An 18,020-nucleotide genomic window follows, 5' to 3' on the forward strand; every position below is an offset into this window, starting at 1 on the left:
TTATTCCTCCAACTCTTCATTTAATCCCTTTTTATCAGAATTATTATTTTCACGGCTACAAATTGGCTTACCAAATACTATATCGAATGCTTCTTCAGCTAACTTACGAATATCTTGGTTACTATTACTCATAGTGTGAAATGCAATATACCAGTTTGCTTGACTAAGCTCTTCTTCATCTATATTAATACCCTGTTTATTTTCCTTACCAACTAATTTTAGACAGTTAACATAATTATCTGGTCGTTTTTTTTTATTATTTAAGTCTGTCATTCTATCCTTTACATATGTGTTATTAAAAAGATGACTCATCAAACGTAACTTGACTTTTCCTCCTTCTCCTCGATAAATCGCCTTAACATTCTTAAAATCGTCACCTTTTAGTCTCATAGTACACTCGTTATCATCATAACCATTTTTATAATCTGTCAATATAACATAAAAGCCAATTGAGTTATCAAATACTTCATTATCAAAATCCTCTATTTTTTCCAATTTAAAAACTTTTATTTTAGGTTTGCTGTTAACAGTACCTAATATATACTTATCTTTCAGTTTTTCGAAAAATGGAACAAAATGAGTGTTTATCGCATCTGTCTTCACATCATTTAATTGTTTCTTTATTTCTTTAATTGGTATAGGTCTTATTTTATTGTCCATTTTCAGCAACTCCTAATTTTCATATAATTCCATTCTATTTCTATTTATTTTTATTAACAATACTTTAAAGAAATTCTAATGCTTTTATGTATTTTTGTTTTTAGATCATTACCCTACTAATATAATTATTCTAATTTGTACACAATTTTATAAAACGAAAAAGCCGATACTATTTTTTGTATCGACTTTCCATGTAGTATAATTAAAGGTATATAATTGATGAATATATCCTCAAGAAGAAAAACAGTATAAATGTTTACTTTCCGTGACTTTTCCCAAAAAACCAACCTCAAAAAACCCCTACAAACGTTGTTATATCAAGACATAGAAAAAGCATGAACGCATACATTCGTCGTAAGCGTTCATGCTTTTACCCTCTTTCATATGTAATCACAAAGCCCATTATAGCAAGGTTTCTTACGAATGTACAAAAACTTGTTTTCGCCCAAAATCACATGTTTGCGGGAGAAATGTGACTTTTTCGTGACTTTCGTGACATTTTTTGTGTAACGAGGTGGGGCTGGTTGGGGGTTGTTTTACACCTAAAAAATGGTTGATTATTTGATTGTACATTTTTTGTTATCAAAAATTGTCGATTTTTATTATGGTAAATTAAATTATATATGGTTAAAGTTGTTATTGCGGGGTGTTTGGATTATTGCCCTTAGATATATTGAAGGAGGATACATAAGTGATTAATTTATTCAAAAAAGGTTTTTTTTATTTAGCTATAACATTCTTAGCCTTTGTTAGTATTGGTTTTGAAAGTGCATCTGCAGCAGACCTCGCTGATTACGAAGAAGGAGTAACAAATTTAAATAATACCCCTGAAAATAGTGCGGTAGTTGGGAGTAGGCTTTTAAAACCTGAAATTGGTTGGAAAAGATATGATGTTCCAAACTCTTTGGTAAAATATACAAATATGCATTCATTTTCAAGTTCATCCTTATACAAGGGAACACGTATAGAAGGTACTGCTAAAGATATGAGTTTTACCTTCTTTTTTGAAGGAACTAAATTTATGTTACTTGACTTCATCTATAGTAATAGAGCGACTTTCTCAATCAATATAGATGGTGTTTCAGAATCAGCTTCGGCAAAAGGAGGTAATTCTAGCTCACAGACTGTATTCTACAAAAAAGTAGATTTGCCTTATGGTAAACACAAAGTTCAGATAGATATAACAAACAACATAAAGAATGAGTATTTTGCATTAGACGCTATTGATGTGGATGGATTTTTAATATCTGAGAATGATATTCCTAATACAGATTCCATTACTTTAGACAAAAATAATCTAGAACTATCTGAAGGTGAAACAGAAAAGCTTACTGCTGTAGTTACTCCAGACAGCGCAAATATTATTTGGACAAGTAGTGATGAAAGTATTGCCACTGTTAATCAAAACGGAAATGTCACTGCCCTCAAAGAAGGAGTAGTTACTGTCACAGCACAAGTAGAAAATACAAATCTTTCTGCAAATTGTACCGTTACAGTGAAGAAACAAAGTGGTATAGAATCTGAATCAATTAAATTAGACAAAAATAATTTTGAACTTCTTGAGGGTAGTAAGGATAAATTAACTGCTACTGTCTTACCAGAAAACTCTATTAATAAAAATGTGGTATGGTCTTCAAGTGATGAATCAATTGCCATTGTAGATCAGGATGGAAATGTGACAGCTATTCGTGAAGGAACTGCAATCATTACCGCAAAAATAGAAAACACTGATATTGCAGCTACTAGCACCGTGATTGTTAAAAAACCTATTAATGAATCTTCTAGTGCTATCCTTAGTATCACACTAGTAAATGGTATTACAAAAGAATATGTTGTTACTAATACCGTTTTAAATAATTACTTGAATTGGTTTGAAAGTGCTCAAGGTACTTCAACTTTCAAATTCACAAAAACTATCTCACCTTATAAAAAAGTAACTGAATATATTGTACACGACAAGATTGCTTCATTTGAAGTAAGAGAGTATTAATCAAGAGACCGCCCTACACAATGATTTACTAGTAGAGCGGTCTTTCTATTTTATTTACTACGTCTCTGTTGTATTGTAATATACAATCCAACCAAACGATCCGTAGTGATCACACCATTTTGTAAATCCTTCAAATGTGAAGCATTAATAATCCCCTCCTTCACAGCCTGTGCAATAAAGTTTTCAGTCTCCGCTCTCATCGCTGGTGAACCAGGATCCCAAATAGTATTACTCACTTTGATTTCCTCCTTCTTGTCTTTCACAATTAATTGAACTTTCAATTTACTGTTGCTCGGCACGAATACTTGTCCTTCTAATTTGTAACCTCTTGGCATTTTCCAATTACGCTTCACTTCAAAATGAGGTCGGTCAATGTTGCGTGTCCAATCACCGCCCCACGTAATACCTAACTTACGAGCTATTGCCCCGACTTTTGTTAATGTATTTACGTCATAGAGGGTTTTAGGGGGAGCGACGGCAATGTCCCAAGCTAATCGTGAAGTATGGTTACTCTTCAGTGTCCACGTTACAATTTCCCCTGGTCTTGTTCTACCTTGTGCATATAGGTAATTTTGCCGTGCTTGTGATCGGTAAGTTTCCGTAACAAAGATATTATCAATACCAGCTTTATAGCACTGTTGAAAGAGCAATCTGCAGGCCGTTTGTGCCACTGGTAGTAATTCACCTAAATCTCGACATGTAGTTGTGACACTAGTCATTCTATCCACCAACCTTTTTGGATACTTTCAATAAATCAAATGTTCCAGAAGCTGTTAATCCTGCAACAAAACCAGCAATTAACATGATGTACACTAGATACTCTGATAACGGCCAACAAACTAGACCAATAAAAATACCAATCACAACGGAAGTGATTGGCATGTATTGTGTATTAATTTTGAATGTCTTTTTTAGTACCTCTGAAACGGCTAAAACGATTGCAACCATTATCGCTGCAAGTGTAAAAATGTTCTTTAGATCCATTATTCAGCTTCCCTTTCTGTATTTTTATTTTTGAGTGTGTGTTTTTCGATACGATCCACACGACCTTCCAAAACATTCAACGACCGATTTATTCCTTCGAGTGCAATGGCCGTTCTTTCTTGCGAGTCATTAGACCGTTCTAAGTGATCCATTAATTTGTTTTCACGTTCCTCCGCCCTGTTCATCAACTTATCATTTTTACTAATTAAATAACGAAACGCTCCAAACGCGATAATTAAACATGCAATTGCCCATACTGCTTGGCTTGTAGCAATTTCATTTACTGCAACTACATCCATACCATTACCACCACCCTTTTAAATAATATAAAAGCGCTGAGAAACCTGGAAAAACATAACAATAACTAAATACTGTTGCATAACTAGATTGTTTTTCAGCGAATACTATTAGCATGTATCATTATAAAAAATGATTTAAGATACTGGCTTTCATCAAGGTTCAAATACTTTCCAAACCATATCATCTTCCTCAACAGATCCATACGATAAAAGTTCTACTATTCTACCACTTGGATAACCTTCATAAAATGATAAAAAATTAGTAACTTCATCAGCTAGGAAATATTTTTCCCTAATAAATGCTAGAAAGAACTTCGTTGCCTCTGAGTTAAACTGATTAGTGAATACTAATACTTTTTCAACATCATTGATAAAATGTTTTTCTGAAACATTCAGTCCTTTATACTTCATTTCTACAATTGCTAATATTTCCTCTACACAATCACCTAAATGATCATTTTTTGCTTTATCTACATCTATTTTCACTACTACTAAATCGATTTTTTGATTCGTATCGATATAATATTCTGTAAAAATTGCTAAGTTGTTGTCTTTTATGAATGTATCACCTAGTCGATTTCGAATATGATAGTACATTGCGTTTTTTAATGTATCTTCTTTAAGTAAAAAATGATGATTATAATCACTTTTAATATCATAACACCAAACATCCATAATTATTTGATGTACTTTTGTATAAATAGACTTCACTAGTATTATTTTAACTACATATAAATCTTATTCTGAATCGTATAGTATGTGGCTGATACCGTGATAAATCTTTTTTAATGCATTTTTACGAATGACATATATCATTTGTGGGCTATAATTCATCTTTCTAGCAATCTTTACTATAGTCCATTCCTTAAAATATCTATGCTTTATGAAGTAGACTTCTTTTTCAGGCATTATGTTTAATAATTCATCTATACATATTACAATTTTTTGATTTTTCGTTAAAGTTCCATCTTTTACTTTATTTATATATGGATATAGTTTCAAATATTCCTCTACCAATTTATCAAGTTTACGGTTATTCTTCATTGAAAATTCCACCTTATTTTATAATCGATACCCCTTTTACTTTTCATCTTTTTGTCTAATTTAACGATTTTAAAAGCGAATCACCAAATAGGTTGTTACTTTAAGTGGAGTAAAAAACTGATTTATTTCACAATATCCCCAAATAATAACCTACTTTCAATTTTCCTTTTTGACTGTACGAAATTAAAACACCCTTTTATAATAATTAAAGGTAGCCCTTCATGAATTGAGTCTTAAAACATTTAAAACACAAGGTGATGAAATGGAAATAGATACGGGTATTAATAGAATATTTGTAGAATTCGATACTGGTATGTCGCACTATTTAACTATTTTGGCAGTTATCCTTTCATTAAAATTGCTATTACCTCTCTTTTTCAAACGAAAAAAACAACTTATTGAATTAATTGCAAGTTTCGCTCTATTTTTGCTAATTAACAGTCTTGTATTTAATATAAAAGATATTTTATTTATCAATTTTGACATTCTAAATTTAGGGATTATTTTTATTTTGCTCTTTAGTTACATAATGTTTTTTTATCAGCTTTATAAATATATAAAAAAATCCAAAGCACATGAATAGACATGTGCTTTGGATTTTTATCGAGGATATGACAAGTATTTTGCTATTACAACCTTGTCAGGATATACCGCACCATTTTTAGCTTTGTACGACATTGTTGTCTTCACTCCCTCAGCTACTGGTTCAATTTTAGTAGTTATACTATCGCCAGCCCTAGGGGTTGGAAATGGTTCGTATTGAGTATCATATACCCAAACCTCTCTAATTGATGCACCAACTGTAATTACTGTAGATATAACACTTACAGCTACAAAACTTACTAAGCCCAGTGCGGCAAAAGTTCCTATTGTAAATATTGCACCTACCTTCCAATTCAATACATCACGCGATGTAAACGTATATGTTGTAGATGTTGTTCTTGATAAATGCACTTTTGTATAAGCTATATCATACGTATAACCGTTATTTGACTTTATATGAACTTTGTCCTCTCCGAAAAAAGGCGTTTCTACCGTAAAAGAGTCTCTTGAGGTTGATTGGCTATAATTTTTTGTGAAAATGATTTTTCCATCTCCAGGCCGCTGTACTTGAATTGATCCATTGTAACCTATACCACCCCTTTTATTCCAAGAAATTCTTAAACTTTTGATTCCTGTTTTTGAGACTCTTAAACCAAAATCTGTATTCCCATTATTTATTGCCATTTAAGATGCCCCCTTATCATGTTGTCATATAGATACAACTAATCATAAGGTGTATACGAAATTCTAAACTCTTTTATTTATACAAGATTTATCACATGATTTCTATATTAAATCTCCATTTTCAGTTTCACAAAAATGACATACCGAAACTAAGAGACTTATCCAATGAATGTTATATAACTATTAAAAACAGATTATTTTTCTATAAGACCACTTTTTTTAATTTTTTCGACATTAAGATGAACTTCAAGATCATTGACTGCTTCCATAATCTCTCTTTGATATGGCGCACGCTCCGTATTCCATCGCCCATGCTCAGCTGACGATTCCTTGGATAATACACGATGCTTATCCGCCCACTGCGATACCGTAAGCTTTGGAGGAGGTACTACTAAGCTAGCAATTCCTTTAGATAGACTCATTGTCTGTTTTTGGACCAACTTCATCACCTTCCAATTCTAATTCAACTTTATCTTCTGTGAAATAATGTGCCGCATCATACTCAGCAAGCTCTGCTAATGCTTCATGAATATCTCTTTCCAGTAATGCTTCAATCATCTTCGGGTCATCCTTACTCGCTAAAAGTAACGCTGATTTTGAGGGCAGCGACAACATCTTTGAACGAAACGCCATGACCATGTGATTTTGAATTTTCTCCACCTCATCTGCCTTATGCATTTCTCGTTTTAGATGCGCCAACTCAATTTCTGCCTTCTCCCGCTTCGCCTTCTCATGTAGCCATTTCTCATAATCTAAGGACTCCATCACCTTGTTCTCATCAATGCCATCAAAGGACATTTTCAAAAAAGTAATGTAGCGACTGACGGTATCAATCAGATCATAGCGGCCATGAGCAACACGCCCAATCACACCTTCTTCGACTAAATAACGAACATTCCTTTCTGTCATATTAAACATTTTGGCAATCGTTTTCGTATTGACAATCGTTCGATCATCCAATTTCGTTTTCGCTGTCACACATGCACTCACCTCACTTGGTTTACAGGATGGAAGGAACACCTTTTTTGACATAATATCTAGCGTTTTTCCGGGCCTCGGAGACCCGCAGCCTGGCTCTCTTGAGTAGAAGAACCTAAGACAAAAAAAGACGACGCAGCATGTGCTGCATCGCCTATCTTAATGTTGTTTGATAGATATTGCATACTACCATAATAGCATGTTTATTTCGAAAGAGTGTGCCAACATCCTGCCAAATTACTGCCAAAAGTCTGCCACTTATTTTTTATAATCTCTTTTAAATAATGACAAATAATATTTAGCATCAGCTTTTTCATATATTTCTGTATTAAAAAACTTATATGTAACTATAATTAATATAAATATTATAAAAATCATTATGATTACTGCCACTTTATCTACACTAAGACCAGGAATTATTTCATCGAATTCTATCTTAACATTTAAAATGATAGTAATAAGTAAAATAATTAACGTTATTATTAAAGTATTACATGTTGCCGCAACCTTTGCTAATGAAGCTTTTTCATATATGCTCTCCAATCTTGCTATCCAAAACCTCCTATCATTTTCCTCCATATCATCAATTAATTTTAAGTTTCCAATAGAATTCGAGTGATCTTTTTCATTTAGATTTTTTTTCAAAAAGCGCATTAATTCTACATCTTTACTGGAAAAAATAAGTTTCTTCAATTCTAGAATATCCATACAATCATCTCCCTCCATTAATTTACCACATTAACATATCTTACATTCTGTTAAGGTGCAGATAGTATTAAAATGCTAGATTTCTTAACACTTTACACGCCATTCAGATTATGAGCTTTACATGTCCTTATTTTGTAAATGTCTTTAGTGTGTGAAAGTGTTAAACAATTTTAGAACTTGCTCCATTTCCCAAAATAAGCAAAATAAAAATAGCACCAACATATCAGTGCTATTTTAAAATTTCAATCGTTTATTTAATTTTTGATAGGCTTAATCGTTGGCATCTTGATTTACTCCAATATATTTCAATGTAATATAAGGAGCTGAATGATTAAAAATATCCTGCAACAACGCCACATCTTTTTCTTCTTGGTACACATGATAACCAAACGTCTTACGTAGAGTATGTGTCCCTATTTCATCCAAATCATTAGCTAATGCAGCTGCTCATAATATTGCATATGCCCTTACTCTTGTGATAGGTTTGTTTTTACCTTGTCGTGATTTGAATAAATACTCCTGGTCTTCCTTATCTTCAATGTACGGAATGAGCACTTTTTGCAGTTCTTTTAAAATTGGAATGCGTTTCGTCTTATTCTGCTTCTTTTTCTGTACCTTTGACTCTTTTATAAACAGCACTTGCTTATGACGAACATCCCCTACCTTTAATCGCAAAATATCACTTATTCTTAGCCCAGTATAAATGCCGAAGCAGAAAAGTAATTCATCACGTGGATTGCCTTGCAATGTTTTACGAACATTACGAATCTTGTCTATATCACGTATTGGCTGGACAAAATTCATTGACTCTCCCCCTCATATACCTCCACCCGCAATGCCAATTTATACAATGCTTGTGCCTTGATACGATAAAACGTTCGCTCACTAATATTGAGCTTTTTTGAAATCTGATAATTAAACAAAGGTGTTTCCTCTAAACAAGCCATAACAATAATTTGTCGTTCTTTTTGAGACAGTTTATAAAAACCACGATTAAATCGTTCAAAAAATGCTTTCGCTTGCTTGTAATGCTCTACATTTCGGATTGCAGCATTTTCAACTTTTGAATGGAATCCTCCACTGTATGATGGCATGTTTAGCGTATAATTCGCTGTAATTGTCGGCAACATATCCTCAGGGGTTGTCAGTTGATACGTGCGATATTGTCGTAAGACCTTTTCAATGGCTTTTTGAGTAGCTTTTCCATCGATGTTTTTTAAGATATCCACTATATCCACTCCTTTGGTTAAAATAAAAAGAGGACAACAAATGATGGCAGCATTTGTTGTCCTCCAGAGAGCTGGTAGAACTACTTTTTATTTTCCCATATTTCTTTCATTAGCTCATCTTGCATGTTCTTCCGTTTTTGAATTTCAAAATCTTCTTTTTTTATATCTTTTGGATAGTCCATCCTATGAATTTTGCTAAGAACCTCTTCATACCTTTTTCGGTCCTCTGAATTTTCAAATTTTTTATCCTCTACTAATAATTCAGATATAGTCAATAAAAAAAATTCAATTTTTTTCTCATAAACATTATTACTTTTATTTAGCATATTTTGTAGTATTGGCATTGTTATTGCAACAAGAGCTGTATATCCTGCAATTACAACTGCCTTTTCACTTAAATCTGTAAATGAAGTTTGCATAATAAGATATAAGAAAATTATTATCTCAAAAATTATTATACCAATTGAAATTTTTCTGAATTTATTAGCATTTTGACTTAAGTAAATTAGATTTCTTTCATAATATAATAGACTATCTATTTTTTCAGCAGCATCTTTTTTTCCAATAACCGCATCTAAATACTTTTCAATGAGCTCATTTTTTCTTTCTTCTTTTTTTCTATTATATTGCGGACGTTTTAACCTCTCAATCTCACTTTGTTTTTTCTGCTTTCTTTGTTCTCTAGTTAATTTCATAATATTCCGCCTTGATTAATTTTTTAGTTATTAATTAATTTAACGTCTAATAAATATGTAAATGTTTTGATCCTTCTTTCTCTTTCTCTTTAATTATTAAATCTAATATAGATTTCAATAATAAAGCTCTATTTTTTGTACCTTTAAAACCAATGTAAAATAAATGTATAAGAACTAAGATAAGTATTACTGAAATTATTAATTGAATTAATAACTCCAATAGTCCCCACATATTCCCTCCCTTATTAATAATAGTTATCATATTGTTAATAAATAGACCTGAAATAATAACTGTAATACTGCTTATTAAAATTTGCTTAGCAAAGCCCCCTAAAAAGTTTAGAAATCCTGACTTTAGTTTTAATTCCACTACTTCTCTAATTAAATAATAGTCATTTAAATTTGGGCCAAGCTTTTCAACCATTTTAGCTTTAAACACTCTTATATCAGATAAATCATCATTAGCTCCTTCTAAATCACCAACTATTTTATAAACAAATAAGTCAGTATCAAATTCTTCACCTAACCGAATGTATAGTTTACACTTTTCTCTCCTTTGTTTTTTTACTAGATTCAAATCATTTTTATCTGAGTCATTCCTGGTCGCTATTAAATATGGTTTTAGTAATATGCCAATTAATAAAAGTATCATTAATTGTGTTAGAATTTTTCCAACAGTCTCACTCACAAATATCTGTAAAGAAACTTGTACTACAATAAAAATAATCGATGAAATAGTATATTTAAGAACGAAATTTTTCAAATCATTTCTCCTTTATTTTGATAAAACGCTAATGCAATTTTCCAGTGGTAGGTACATTCTACATTTAGAATTCTTCACCCTCATCCCACTTTACTCGTTTCACCTTTCCTTGGTGTGTGATGATCTTTGTCTCTGCATACGGTGGGAGCTCAGCTAACTTGGCAACCCTATTCGAAAGAACTATGACGCAAGTCTCAGGTAATTCCATTATATCAAGATAAAGGTTTCCATCAATACTAATTTTTAACTCTTTCAATCTCACAATAGCTTCCCCCTTATGCTATAATGATATTACTGGTAGCAAGGGAGAAGCCTTTGCTCTATCAAAGCTATGGTTGCAGCCATAGCTTTTTTTAATTGGTCATGACCAAATTACTTAACACTTGATAGCAACGTTCTTTTTCTTTAAAGCATTCATGTAAGTGATCATTTTCAATTTCGTAAAATTTAGCTGTTTTGCGAATGGTATGTTTGCCGATAAGGATTTCTTCATCATCATGAAGCTGATTGAGTGCCTGATAAATAGGGTCCATCATAACGCCAATGATTTCATAAATATTCACATTATCCATGTTCATCCCTCTCTTTTCTTCACGCTAAAGTCACTTTTATAACTCATCCAACGTCTTCACTGACATATTGCGAAGCATTTCCTCCGCATAATTTTTCCGTAGCATAATTATGGCTATGATCTCTTCACGTTCTTGCTTAGACAATCCCTCTCACCCCTTTATGCAAATCCAGGCGGTATAAGTTATATTGTCCTGCCTCTGCATGACCTAGATAAGCTGGAAATTGCACGATTGTTTTTCGGTATTCTAGCAGTGAAGTTTGTATATCGAAATTGGCAAAATACATCATCTTTGTTAACAATCGATGAGCTTCTGTTATGTCTCCTGCCACTTCACCAAATAACGCTTGATGCAGCATGTTGACCTCTAGCGGATCACTGGCAAAGTAAAAAGCATATTGCGCGAAGCTTTTAACGACGTATAGCTTAATATGGCCAATGCCAAGGACATTTCGGTTTGTCATTTCACGTACTGCTGCATCATCATAGACCACCTCTAGCAATTTATTAGAATCGTCCTCCAACTGAATTTGTTGTGTAGACACAGCCCAATAGACTTGATGTGCAAACCAACACAATTCAAACTCTGTCGCATACTCCAAAATCTCCTTTACCGTGATAAGGTCGCTCATTTGGCAACACTCCAGGCTATATTCGACAATCTGCCAGTATCTTTTACATAGCTGGCGAACACTGTCCCAGTCGGGCCATTTCGGTGCTTAGCGATAATAAACTCCAACATATTTTGGCGTTCGGATTCTTTGGCGTAGTAATCATCGCGATATAAAAACGCGATAACATCAGCATCTTGTTCGATATTGCCTGAGTCTCGTAAGTCGCTCATAACAGGGCGTTTGTCCTGACGTTGCTCGACACTGCGATTCAGTTGAGCTAAGCAAATTACAGGGCAGTTAAATTCCTTTGCCATTTACTTTAAATCCCATGAGATTTGGCCAATTGCTTGTGTTTGATTATCACGCGGGTTGCTCACTCGAATGATTTGCAAGTAATCAATCAAAATCACTGGCTTTTTTTCAAGATTGGCCTTAATAATTTTTCGAGCAGTAGCTCGAATCTGTGGGACGGTCATCCCGGCTCGATCATCGATTTCGATATTGGCATTATCAAGCATATCGAGCGTTGACATCCACTTTTCTTTTTGGCCGTCTGTAAAATACTCATAGGGATTGCGCATCTTTAAGCGATTAAAATTACCTGTTGCGGCAATGAGCCGATCAATAAGCGTAGTACGACTCATTTCCAGTGAGAAGATGATTGGTAAATAGCCTCCGTTTTGCCTATTGAGGGTCTAGCGGCAATTATTGTGAGCTCAGCATCCTGAAAACCGTTTAGCAGCTTATTCCAAATCGAGTAGACCTGTAAGCACCCCTGTTTTGCTGTTTTCTTGCTCAAAAGGTCACTTCGCCATTTGCATTAGGTCGGCTTTAATGCCCGTATTGGTAGTCGTATATCTTATTTTCGCCCAAAATCACATGTTTCCGGGAGAAATGTGACTTTTTCGTGACTTTCGTGACTTTTTTTGTGTAACGAGGTGGGATTGGTTGGGAATTGTTTTACACCCCAAAAATGGATGTCTTTACGTATTGGGGAACTTCTAAGAGAGATCAAAATGGTACCATTTATGCAATTTAGTGAAGCTAAAATAAAAGTGTATTATTTTACAAATTAGTTAAATGTTATAATTCATATAAGGACGAAAGATTTTTAGAAAAGAGGCAATTATGAATATAAATTTAAGAAAAATTATTTTAACAATCGTTTTTTTCTTTTTAATTTTATTTTCTTACACTTCTTATGATTATTTTAAGTATGATAGGTTTGAATGGGGTATGAACTTCTCAAAGACCTTAATGACTTTTTTCTTTATATTTTTGTATGAATGGGCTTCTACTGGTAAAAAACAAGAAAAAAAAGACCAAGAAAGCGATTGAGCACTATCGGTCTTTTTGTACTATTGTATCCGTAACTTTCCTTTTAACTACAAGTGAGTATTGATAGTTTATAGATTGCTCTTAACTCTACAAATTACTATTTATTCCTTCTCTGCTGAATAGTAATATAAAGACCGATTAAACGATCCGTTGTCAAAATGCCATTCTGCAAGTCATTCAAATGTGAAGCATTTATAATCCCCTCTTTCAAAGACTGTGCAATAAAGTTTTCTGTTTCAGTTCTCATTGCTGATGAACTAGGATTCCAATTTGTATTAGCCACCGTAACCTCCTCTTACTTGTATTTCACAATTAATTAAAAAATCTTTCATTTTACTATTACTTTGTACGATAACTCGTCCTTCTAATCTGTACCCTCTAGGCATCTTCCAATTGCGTTTCACTTCAAAATGAGGTCGGTCAATGCTGCGTGCCCAATCACCGCCACACGTTAAACCTAAATTACTAACTATTGACCCTACTCGATCTGGGCCAATAAGCTTAGTGGAGGAGCCATGGCAATGTCCCAAGCTAGACATGAAGTATGATTACTCTTCAGTGTGGTTGGAATAGATAATGCCTGATTAATTAACTTTTCACGTGCAGCTTCTTTATGTGATTGCTGAAATCGCGCCTTTAACTTACGTAACTGTTTCGTTTCATACGTTTTAATCGCTTCCGTTACATTCGTATCAGCAAATGATTGGAACCATGTCTCATCCTCATCATTGTCGATTAGAAATGCTTGAACCGTTTCAAGTGTCATTTTAGCCCCTTATCCGTTTCGCCATTTCCTTGTAATGGATGGATTTCCTTCACCACAATCAGCGAATAGATAAAGGTAAAAAGGTTATTAAATTTAATAGAGTGTTTATAATCATTTCCACCTTGTCCAATTAAGTTACTTTGTTGAATCCCTAAACTGTTGGAAAGTATTTTTCCCAGTTTTTATAATGTCGTGCTAGAAGAAAGACAATTACGCTTAAGGTAATGAGTAAACGATTACTAACATGTATTTCACCACCTGTTAGGCATAATAAAAAGCCAATCAAAATGAATGACTTGTTTACCTTTATAAAAGTTTTTTAATAATAGATGAACATTCTTGAACCCATAAGTTATAGAAAAACAGCAGTGCTTATACAACAATCCTGCCATAATATTGAATTATACTCAAATATATTTGGCTATTTCCGTTTTCTTCATGTCGCAGTGAGAGTAAATCTACCTTGTGGTGCTTTGATTTCAATATAATATTTTTCATTTCTTTTCAAGCCGTCTAATTTCACACTTGTTCCAGCAGGTACTTGAACTTCATCAATCACTATATTGTCATTATCATCTTTTACTCTTAATAATACGTTCTTTTCATTATTTGCATAATTAACGATTTCTTTTCTCCAAAAAATACTATCAAATATTATATAGTTTTGATCGTTAAACTTTACACCCTCCCACTCTTCCGCCGTATCATCTGTTACAGTTGCGATTCCCCATTCATCTGGGAAAAAGATGTCATTGACTGCCCCAACATCTTGTACGATCCATGCTCCTATTATTGTCATCATAAATGTGAACACAACAGCTAGAAGCACTTGAATACGTCGCTTTTTATTTATTCGTCTAAAAGGCTCTCTTTGCCTACAATTCAGAACTACAGTAGTTTTACAAAGAACTTCTCTGATGAACGAATTATTTAACAATACCTACACTGTCAAATGGATAAAATCTAACGTTGGCTTTCCCTAATACTTTTTCTAATGGTACTAATCCAACACTAGAATATCTACTATCAATACTATTTCTCCTGTTATCACCTAAAACAAATAAATAGCCTTCTGGTATTGTTGAATGATCTGTTAAAGACTGTAAAGTGAAATCTTTTGTTATTGTACCAGTGTCTAGTAGTTGTTTTTTATGCAAATCTAAATATGGTTCTTCAAAGGCTTCATTGTTTACATAAAGGGTTTCATTCTCATAAGCAATATGGTCTCCGGGTAATCCTATGACACGTTTAATATAAAGCTCATCATTAGGGGTTATGAATAAGATAACGTCAAACCTTTCAATACCAGAAATTTTCTTACCAATTTTATTTACTAGAACAAAGTCTCCATCTTCATATGTTGGCATCATTGAAGCACCACCTACTCTAGTTGGGGAAACAATAAATGACATCGTAGCGATAACAATAACACACGTTATTACTGTAGACTTAACCCAGTCTAATAATTCCTTTTTCTTAGATTTCTTCAAAACAAACAACCCCTTTAATTACCATTAAATCAATTATAAACCAATGAAGATAAATAAACCTATTCGCCAACTTGAAGCAAGTACCTCTTTTCTTTCCCATCATACTCAACAATCAAAATATCTCTACTTTCTTTTGAAGAAAATATCTTTGCACCAACTGGTAATTTATTTGCCATCCCTTCAGATATTTCCCCTATTTGTTCATCTTTTATTAATTCTTCCTCTTCAATCCAATCTATACCCGTTTTATAAACTCTCCCATCAAATTCAAAGATGTCTGCATCTGGATTTAGTTTTAATACTTGTTCCTTACTTAACACTCCCCATTCATTCTGACCAAGACCTCCTGAACAGCCAATTAATATAAAAGGTATTAAGAATATTATAAGAACAGTAGATAGTAATCGCATATACAGCCTCCTTTATATAACGTATGTAAATATTCGGTAACCTGTTTCTTCTTGTTTCTTTATTCAACTAAACCTTGTCTTTAGTTGAAGTATAACCTTCCCAAAGTGTCGGTTGGGGACTTTTCTTTTCCACATAAATCTGACTAGAACCGTTAATCCACAATCTGATCCTATAAAGAAAACGAGCGCTGATCCTTATTACAGAATCGCGCCAGATTGTTGAAGATTATTCCAACATTATTGCCAAAGAAAAAAGCACACCGTTGTTCAACAAGATTAAAAAGAGATTTAGATACCAATTCTATTTATAACAACTTCCGGAGTACTATGTAAGTTTTTTTACTTCCATAAACATATTTAAATTATATACAAAAACCATACTTTGACATTGTCTAAAGTATGATTTTTATTTGAACTAATATGAAACTGCTTAGGTAATTTTTTAGCTCAGCTATTTATTGAATTCATTAACTGGAAGAAGTACTCCGGTTTATGAGTCTTATTTAGGTTATACCATGAATGTAATGTGTCGGGTGCAAAGACGTCTAATTTTTTTAGTACTTCCATCGTAAATTCTAGAGGTGCTACTCCTGATGCAGTAATCAAATTCTCACCAGATACCGCTGGTCTCATCTCATAATATTTTTCTCCTTTATAATTAGGACAGACCATTTTAATATACTCTAAGTCACTGCTTGTGTGTTTTCTAGAATCTAAGTATCCCATATTCGCAAGGGCCTCAGTTGCACCACAAATTGCAGCAACAATAGTGCCAAACTTTAAAGCTTGGCCAACTCTCTCCAAGATAGGTTGATGAATTTCTTCACTCCAAGTAGTCCCTCCTGGTAAAATTAAAAGATCTTTACTCTCAAGAATACATTCATCAAGTGAAATATCTGGTTTTATGCTCAGTCCTCCCATAGTAGTAATCATTTCTTTATTAGCTCCTACTGTAATTACTTTTAAAGATGGTAAGTCTTTTTTGAAATATCTTCCTGAGTTTAGTTCAGCAATTAAATATCCATATTCCCAGTCCGACATTGTATTAAAGACATATAGAAAAACTTTTTTTGTTTGCATCCAAACACTCCAATCACATTTGATATAGCTATTATAAAATAACTTCCCTGACAGTTAACGTCAGGGAAGTTATCATACTTGATGAAAATTTATTAATTCCGTCAGAACTTCAATAATTCTTTTCTTAAGACTTATTGGCTCGATAACATTAATAGATTTATTGTACGGTAAAAGTAAATAAGGTACATATGTATGTATTATATCTTTTTCAAGAAGAAAAACTGCTTGATTTGAAGTCCGTGTTTGTAAATAATGTCCTAAAAACCAATGTTGGCAAATATCATCCAACGTTAATGAATTCCCATTAATAACCAAAGAAATAATTACTTCCGTATCTTCTATAGTTGGAAGGAGGTTTTTCATAAAAAAGTCACTCGCTGAAAAATTTTCTGGCCGGTTAAACTTATTTTCGGTTAGCGTTAAACTTTCAATTCGATCTACTCTAAAACTACGGATTTCATTCCTAAGATGACAAAACCCAATCACATACCATTTATTATTCCAATAAATAATTCTGTAAGGATTAATAAGTCTATACTTTGATTGATCTTCGCCACTTTTATGGTAAAGAATTTTTAAAGAGTTTCCGTCAGCTACTGCCTGCTCCAACTCTTTCAAGAAAGGATCCATAGGCTGAGAACTTAATCGACTTATTACTTCAAGATTGGCCAAATGTTGGTTTATCTTTATTTTCTGCTCTTGATTTGAATATTTGCTTAGCTTTGAAATAGCACTATTTAGTGCTTCACCACCATAATATCCAGCTTCTTCTGCAAAAACAGCAGCATGATAAAGTGAAGTTTGCTCCTCAAAATCAAAAAATAGAGGAGCCTCAATAAAATTGTTCAATAAAGTGTATCCACCATTATGTCCTGGTTCTGAAATTATAGGTACGCCACTTGTTGAAAGTGTATCAATATAACGATACACAGTCCTTATATTCATCTCTAACTTTTCTGAAATTTGTTGTGCAGTAATTTTTTCACCTGAACGAAGCATCCATAGAATTGCTAACACATTGTCCATTTTAGGCATATAAATCCACCTCTATAAGATAAGTTTATTTTTATTAATTCGTAATAAATAAACTTTAGTTTACATTTAAATTTAACTTATTTCCTTGACTTAGATTATTCTGTCTTTTTAAATAAAGTAAAATTCTTAACAATCTATT

General features: G+C 33.1%; 27 protein-coding genes and 2 pseudogenes. 3 read left to right on the forward strand and 26 right to left on the reverse strand.

Features of this window, described 5'->3' with window-relative positions:
- Positions 1-660 (reverse strand): hypothetical protein, encoded by a 660-nt coding sequence (locus FH508_RS13125; protein ID WP_172771749.1) that lies wholly within the window; start codon positions 658-660, stop codon positions 1-3.
- 691 nt (positions 661-1,351) lie between these two features.
- Here FH508_RS13125 and FH508_RS13130 point away from each other — a divergent pair.
- Positions 1,352-2,650, forward strand: coding sequence for an Ig-like domain-containing protein (locus FH508_RS13130; RefSeq protein ID WP_228134070.1), 1,299 nt, complete (start codon positions 1,352-1,354; stop codon positions 2,648-2,650).
- A gap of 50 nt (positions 2,651-2,700) precedes the next feature.
- On the opposite strand, the gene FH508_RS13135 is transcribed toward FH508_RS13130, so the two are convergent.
- The 5 genes from FH508_RS13135 to FH508_RS13155 form a co-directional block, all read right to left on the reverse strand.
- Positions 2,701-3,369, reverse strand: a complete 669-nt coding sequence (locus FH508_RS13135; RefSeq protein WP_172771750.1) for a M15 family metallopeptidase — start codon at positions 3,367-3,369, stop codon at positions 2,701-2,703.
- 1 nt (position 3,370) lies between these two features.
- A complete protein-coding gene (locus tag FH508_RS13140) occupies positions 3,371-3,634 on the reverse strand; it encodes a hypothetical protein (protein ID WP_172771751.1) in 264 nt (87 codons plus the stop codon).
- Positions 3,634-3,933 (reverse strand): hypothetical protein, encoded by a 300-nt coding sequence (locus FH508_RS13145; RefSeq protein WP_228134071.1) that lies wholly within the window; start codon positions 3,931-3,933, stop codon positions 3,634-3,636. The genes FH508_RS13140 and FH508_RS13145 overlap by 1 nt, the downstream gene beginning before the upstream one ends.
- Before the next feature lie 153 nt (positions 3,934-4,086).
- A complete protein-coding gene (locus tag FH508_RS13150) occupies positions 4,087-4,608 on the reverse strand; it encodes a hypothetical protein (RefSeq protein WP_172771960.1) in 522 nt (173 codons plus the stop codon).
- 63 nt (positions 4,609-4,671) lie between these two features.
- Positions 4,672-4,977, reverse strand: coding sequence for a sigma-70 RNA polymerase sigma factor region 4 domain-containing protein (locus FH508_RS13155; protein ID WP_172771752.1), 306 nt, complete (start codon positions 4,975-4,977; stop codon positions 4,672-4,674).
- Between the two features lie 226 nt (positions 4,978-5,203).
- Here FH508_RS13155 and FH508_RS13160 point away from each other — a divergent pair, with 226 nt between their 5' ends.
- Positions 5,204-5,560 (forward strand): hypothetical protein, encoded by a 357-nt coding sequence (locus FH508_RS13160; protein ID WP_172771753.1) that lies wholly within the window; start codon positions 5,204-5,206, stop codon positions 5,558-5,560.
- A gap of 17 nt (positions 5,561-5,577) precedes the next feature.
- On the opposite strand, the gene FH508_RS13165 is transcribed toward FH508_RS13160, so the two are convergent.
- The 13 genes and pseudogenes from FH508_RS13165 to FH508_RS24110 form a co-directional block, all read right to left on the reverse strand.
- A complete protein-coding gene (locus FH508_RS13165) occupies positions 5,578-6,204 on the reverse strand; it encodes a hypothetical protein (protein ID WP_172771754.1) in 627 nt (208 codons plus the stop codon).
- A 194-nt stretch (positions 6,205-6,398) separates the two neighbouring features.
- Positions 6,399-6,644: a phage terminase large subunit family protein gene (locus FH508_RS13170; protein ID WP_228134072.1), complete on the reverse strand. Its 246-nt coding sequence runs from the start codon at positions 6,642-6,644 to the stop codon at positions 6,399-6,401.
- Positions 6,613-7,182, reverse strand: coding sequence for a hypothetical protein (locus FH508_RS13175; RefSeq protein ID WP_172771756.1), 570 nt, complete (start codon positions 7,180-7,182; stop codon positions 6,613-6,615). The genes FH508_RS13170 and FH508_RS13175 overlap by 32 nt, the downstream gene beginning before the upstream one ends.
- Before the next feature lie 258 nt (positions 7,183-7,440).
- Positions 7,441-7,890 carry a hypothetical protein gene (locus FH508_RS13180; protein WP_172771757.1) on the reverse strand — a complete coding sequence of 150 codons (450 nt, stop codon included), beginning with the start codon at positions 7,888-7,890 and terminating at the stop codon, positions 7,441-7,443.
- Positions 7,891-8,160: 270 nt separating this feature from the next.
- Positions 8,161-8,694, reverse strand: a pseudogene (locus tag FH508_RS13185) (tyrosine-type recombinase/integrase).
- Positions 8,691-9,119: an ArpU family phage packaging/lysis transcriptional regulator gene (locus tag FH508_RS13190; RefSeq protein WP_172771758.1), complete on the reverse strand. Its 429-nt coding sequence runs from the start codon at positions 9,117-9,119 to the stop codon at positions 8,691-8,693. Before FH508_RS13190 ends, FH508_RS13185 begins: the two are co-directional and overlap by 4 nt.
- A gap of 80 nt (positions 9,120-9,199) precedes the next feature.
- Complete coding sequence (locus FH508_RS13195; RefSeq protein WP_172771759.1) at positions 9,200-9,814, reverse strand: hypothetical protein; 615 nt, start codon at positions 9,812-9,814, stop codon at positions 9,200-9,202.
- A 46-nt stretch (positions 9,815-9,860) separates the two neighbouring features.
- Positions 9,861-10,577 (reverse strand): hypothetical protein, encoded by a 717-nt coding sequence (locus FH508_RS13200; protein ID WP_172771760.1) that lies wholly within the window; start codon positions 10,575-10,577, stop codon positions 9,861-9,863.
- A gap of 64 nt (positions 10,578-10,641) precedes the next feature.
- Complete coding sequence (locus tag FH508_RS13205) at positions 10,642-10,839, reverse strand: XtrA/YqaO family protein (protein ID WP_172771761.1); 198 nt, start codon at positions 10,837-10,839, stop codon at positions 10,642-10,644.
- Between the two features lie 91 nt (positions 10,840-10,930).
- Positions 10,931-11,149: a hypothetical protein gene (locus FH508_RS13210; protein WP_172771762.1), complete on the reverse strand. Its 219-nt coding sequence runs from the start codon at positions 11,147-11,149 to the stop codon at positions 10,931-10,933.
- Between the two features lie 136 nt (positions 11,150-11,285).
- Positions 11,286-11,780, reverse strand: coding sequence for a hypothetical protein (locus FH508_RS13215; RefSeq protein WP_172771763.1), 495 nt, complete (start codon positions 11,778-11,780; stop codon positions 11,286-11,288).
- Positions 11,777-12,424: pseudogene (locus tag FH508_RS13220) on the reverse strand (DnaB helicase C-terminal domain-containing protein). Before FH508_RS13220 ends, FH508_RS13215 begins: the two are co-directional and overlap by 4 nt.
- Positions 12,403-12,561: a DnaB-like helicase C-terminal domain-containing protein gene (locus FH508_RS24110; RefSeq protein ID WP_172771766.1), complete on the reverse strand. Its 159-nt coding sequence runs from the start codon at positions 12,559-12,561 to the stop codon at positions 12,403-12,405. Before FH508_RS24110 ends, FH508_RS13220 begins: the two are co-directional and overlap by 22 nt.
- Before the next feature lie 329 nt (positions 12,562-12,890).
- Here FH508_RS24110 and FH508_RS13225 point away from each other — a divergent pair, with 329 nt between their 5' ends.
- Positions 12,891-13,100, forward strand: coding sequence for a hypothetical protein (locus tag FH508_RS13225; protein WP_172771767.1), 210 nt, complete (start codon positions 12,891-12,893; stop codon positions 13,098-13,100).
- A 97-nt stretch (positions 13,101-13,197) separates the two neighbouring features.
- Here the strand turns inward: FH508_RS13225 and FH508_RS13230 are convergent, their stop codons facing one another.
- From FH508_RS13230 to FH508_RS13260, 7 genes are all read right to left on the reverse strand, one after another.
- The gene (locus tag FH508_RS13230; protein ID WP_172771768.1) at positions 13,198-13,383 is read right to left on the reverse strand and encodes a hypothetical protein; all 186 of its coding nucleotides are present in this window, start codon (positions 13,381-13,383) and stop codon (positions 13,198-13,200) included.
- A 195-nt stretch (positions 13,384-13,578) separates the two neighbouring features.
- Positions 13,579-13,866, reverse strand: coding sequence for a hypothetical protein (locus FH508_RS13235; protein WP_172771769.1), 288 nt, complete (start codon positions 13,864-13,866; stop codon positions 13,579-13,581).
- 436 nt (positions 13,867-14,302) lie between these two features.
- A complete protein-coding gene (locus tag FH508_RS13240) occupies positions 14,303-14,668 on the reverse strand; it encodes a hypothetical protein (RefSeq protein WP_228134073.1) in 366 nt (121 codons plus the stop codon).
- A 124-nt stretch (positions 14,669-14,792) separates the two neighbouring features.
- Positions 14,793-15,356 (reverse strand): signal peptidase I, encoded by a 564-nt coding sequence (gene lepB, locus FH508_RS13245; protein WP_172771771.1) that lies wholly within the window; start codon positions 15,354-15,356, stop codon positions 14,793-14,795.
- Between the two features lie 59 nt (positions 15,357-15,415).
- Positions 15,416-15,766, reverse strand: coding sequence for a hypothetical protein (locus FH508_RS13250; RefSeq protein ID WP_172771772.1), 351 nt, complete (start codon positions 15,764-15,766; stop codon positions 15,416-15,418).
- Between the two features lie 447 nt (positions 15,767-16,213).
- Positions 16,214-16,846, reverse strand: coding sequence for a type 1 glutamine amidotransferase family protein (locus FH508_RS13255; protein ID WP_172771773.1), 633 nt, complete (start codon positions 16,844-16,846; stop codon positions 16,214-16,216).
- Between the two features lie 72 nt (positions 16,847-16,918).
- Positions 16,919-17,881 (reverse strand): helix-turn-helix transcriptional regulator, encoded by a 963-nt coding sequence (locus FH508_RS13260; RefSeq protein ID WP_172771774.1) that lies wholly within the window; start codon positions 17,879-17,881, stop codon positions 16,919-16,921.
- Positions 17,882-18,020: the final 139 nt, after the last annotated feature.

Origin of the sequence: Lysinibacillus sp. CD3-6, from assembly GCF_006351725.2 — a bacterium.
Taxonomy (GTDB): domain Bacteria; phylum Bacillota; class Bacilli; order Bacillales_A; family Planococcaceae; genus Lysinibacillus.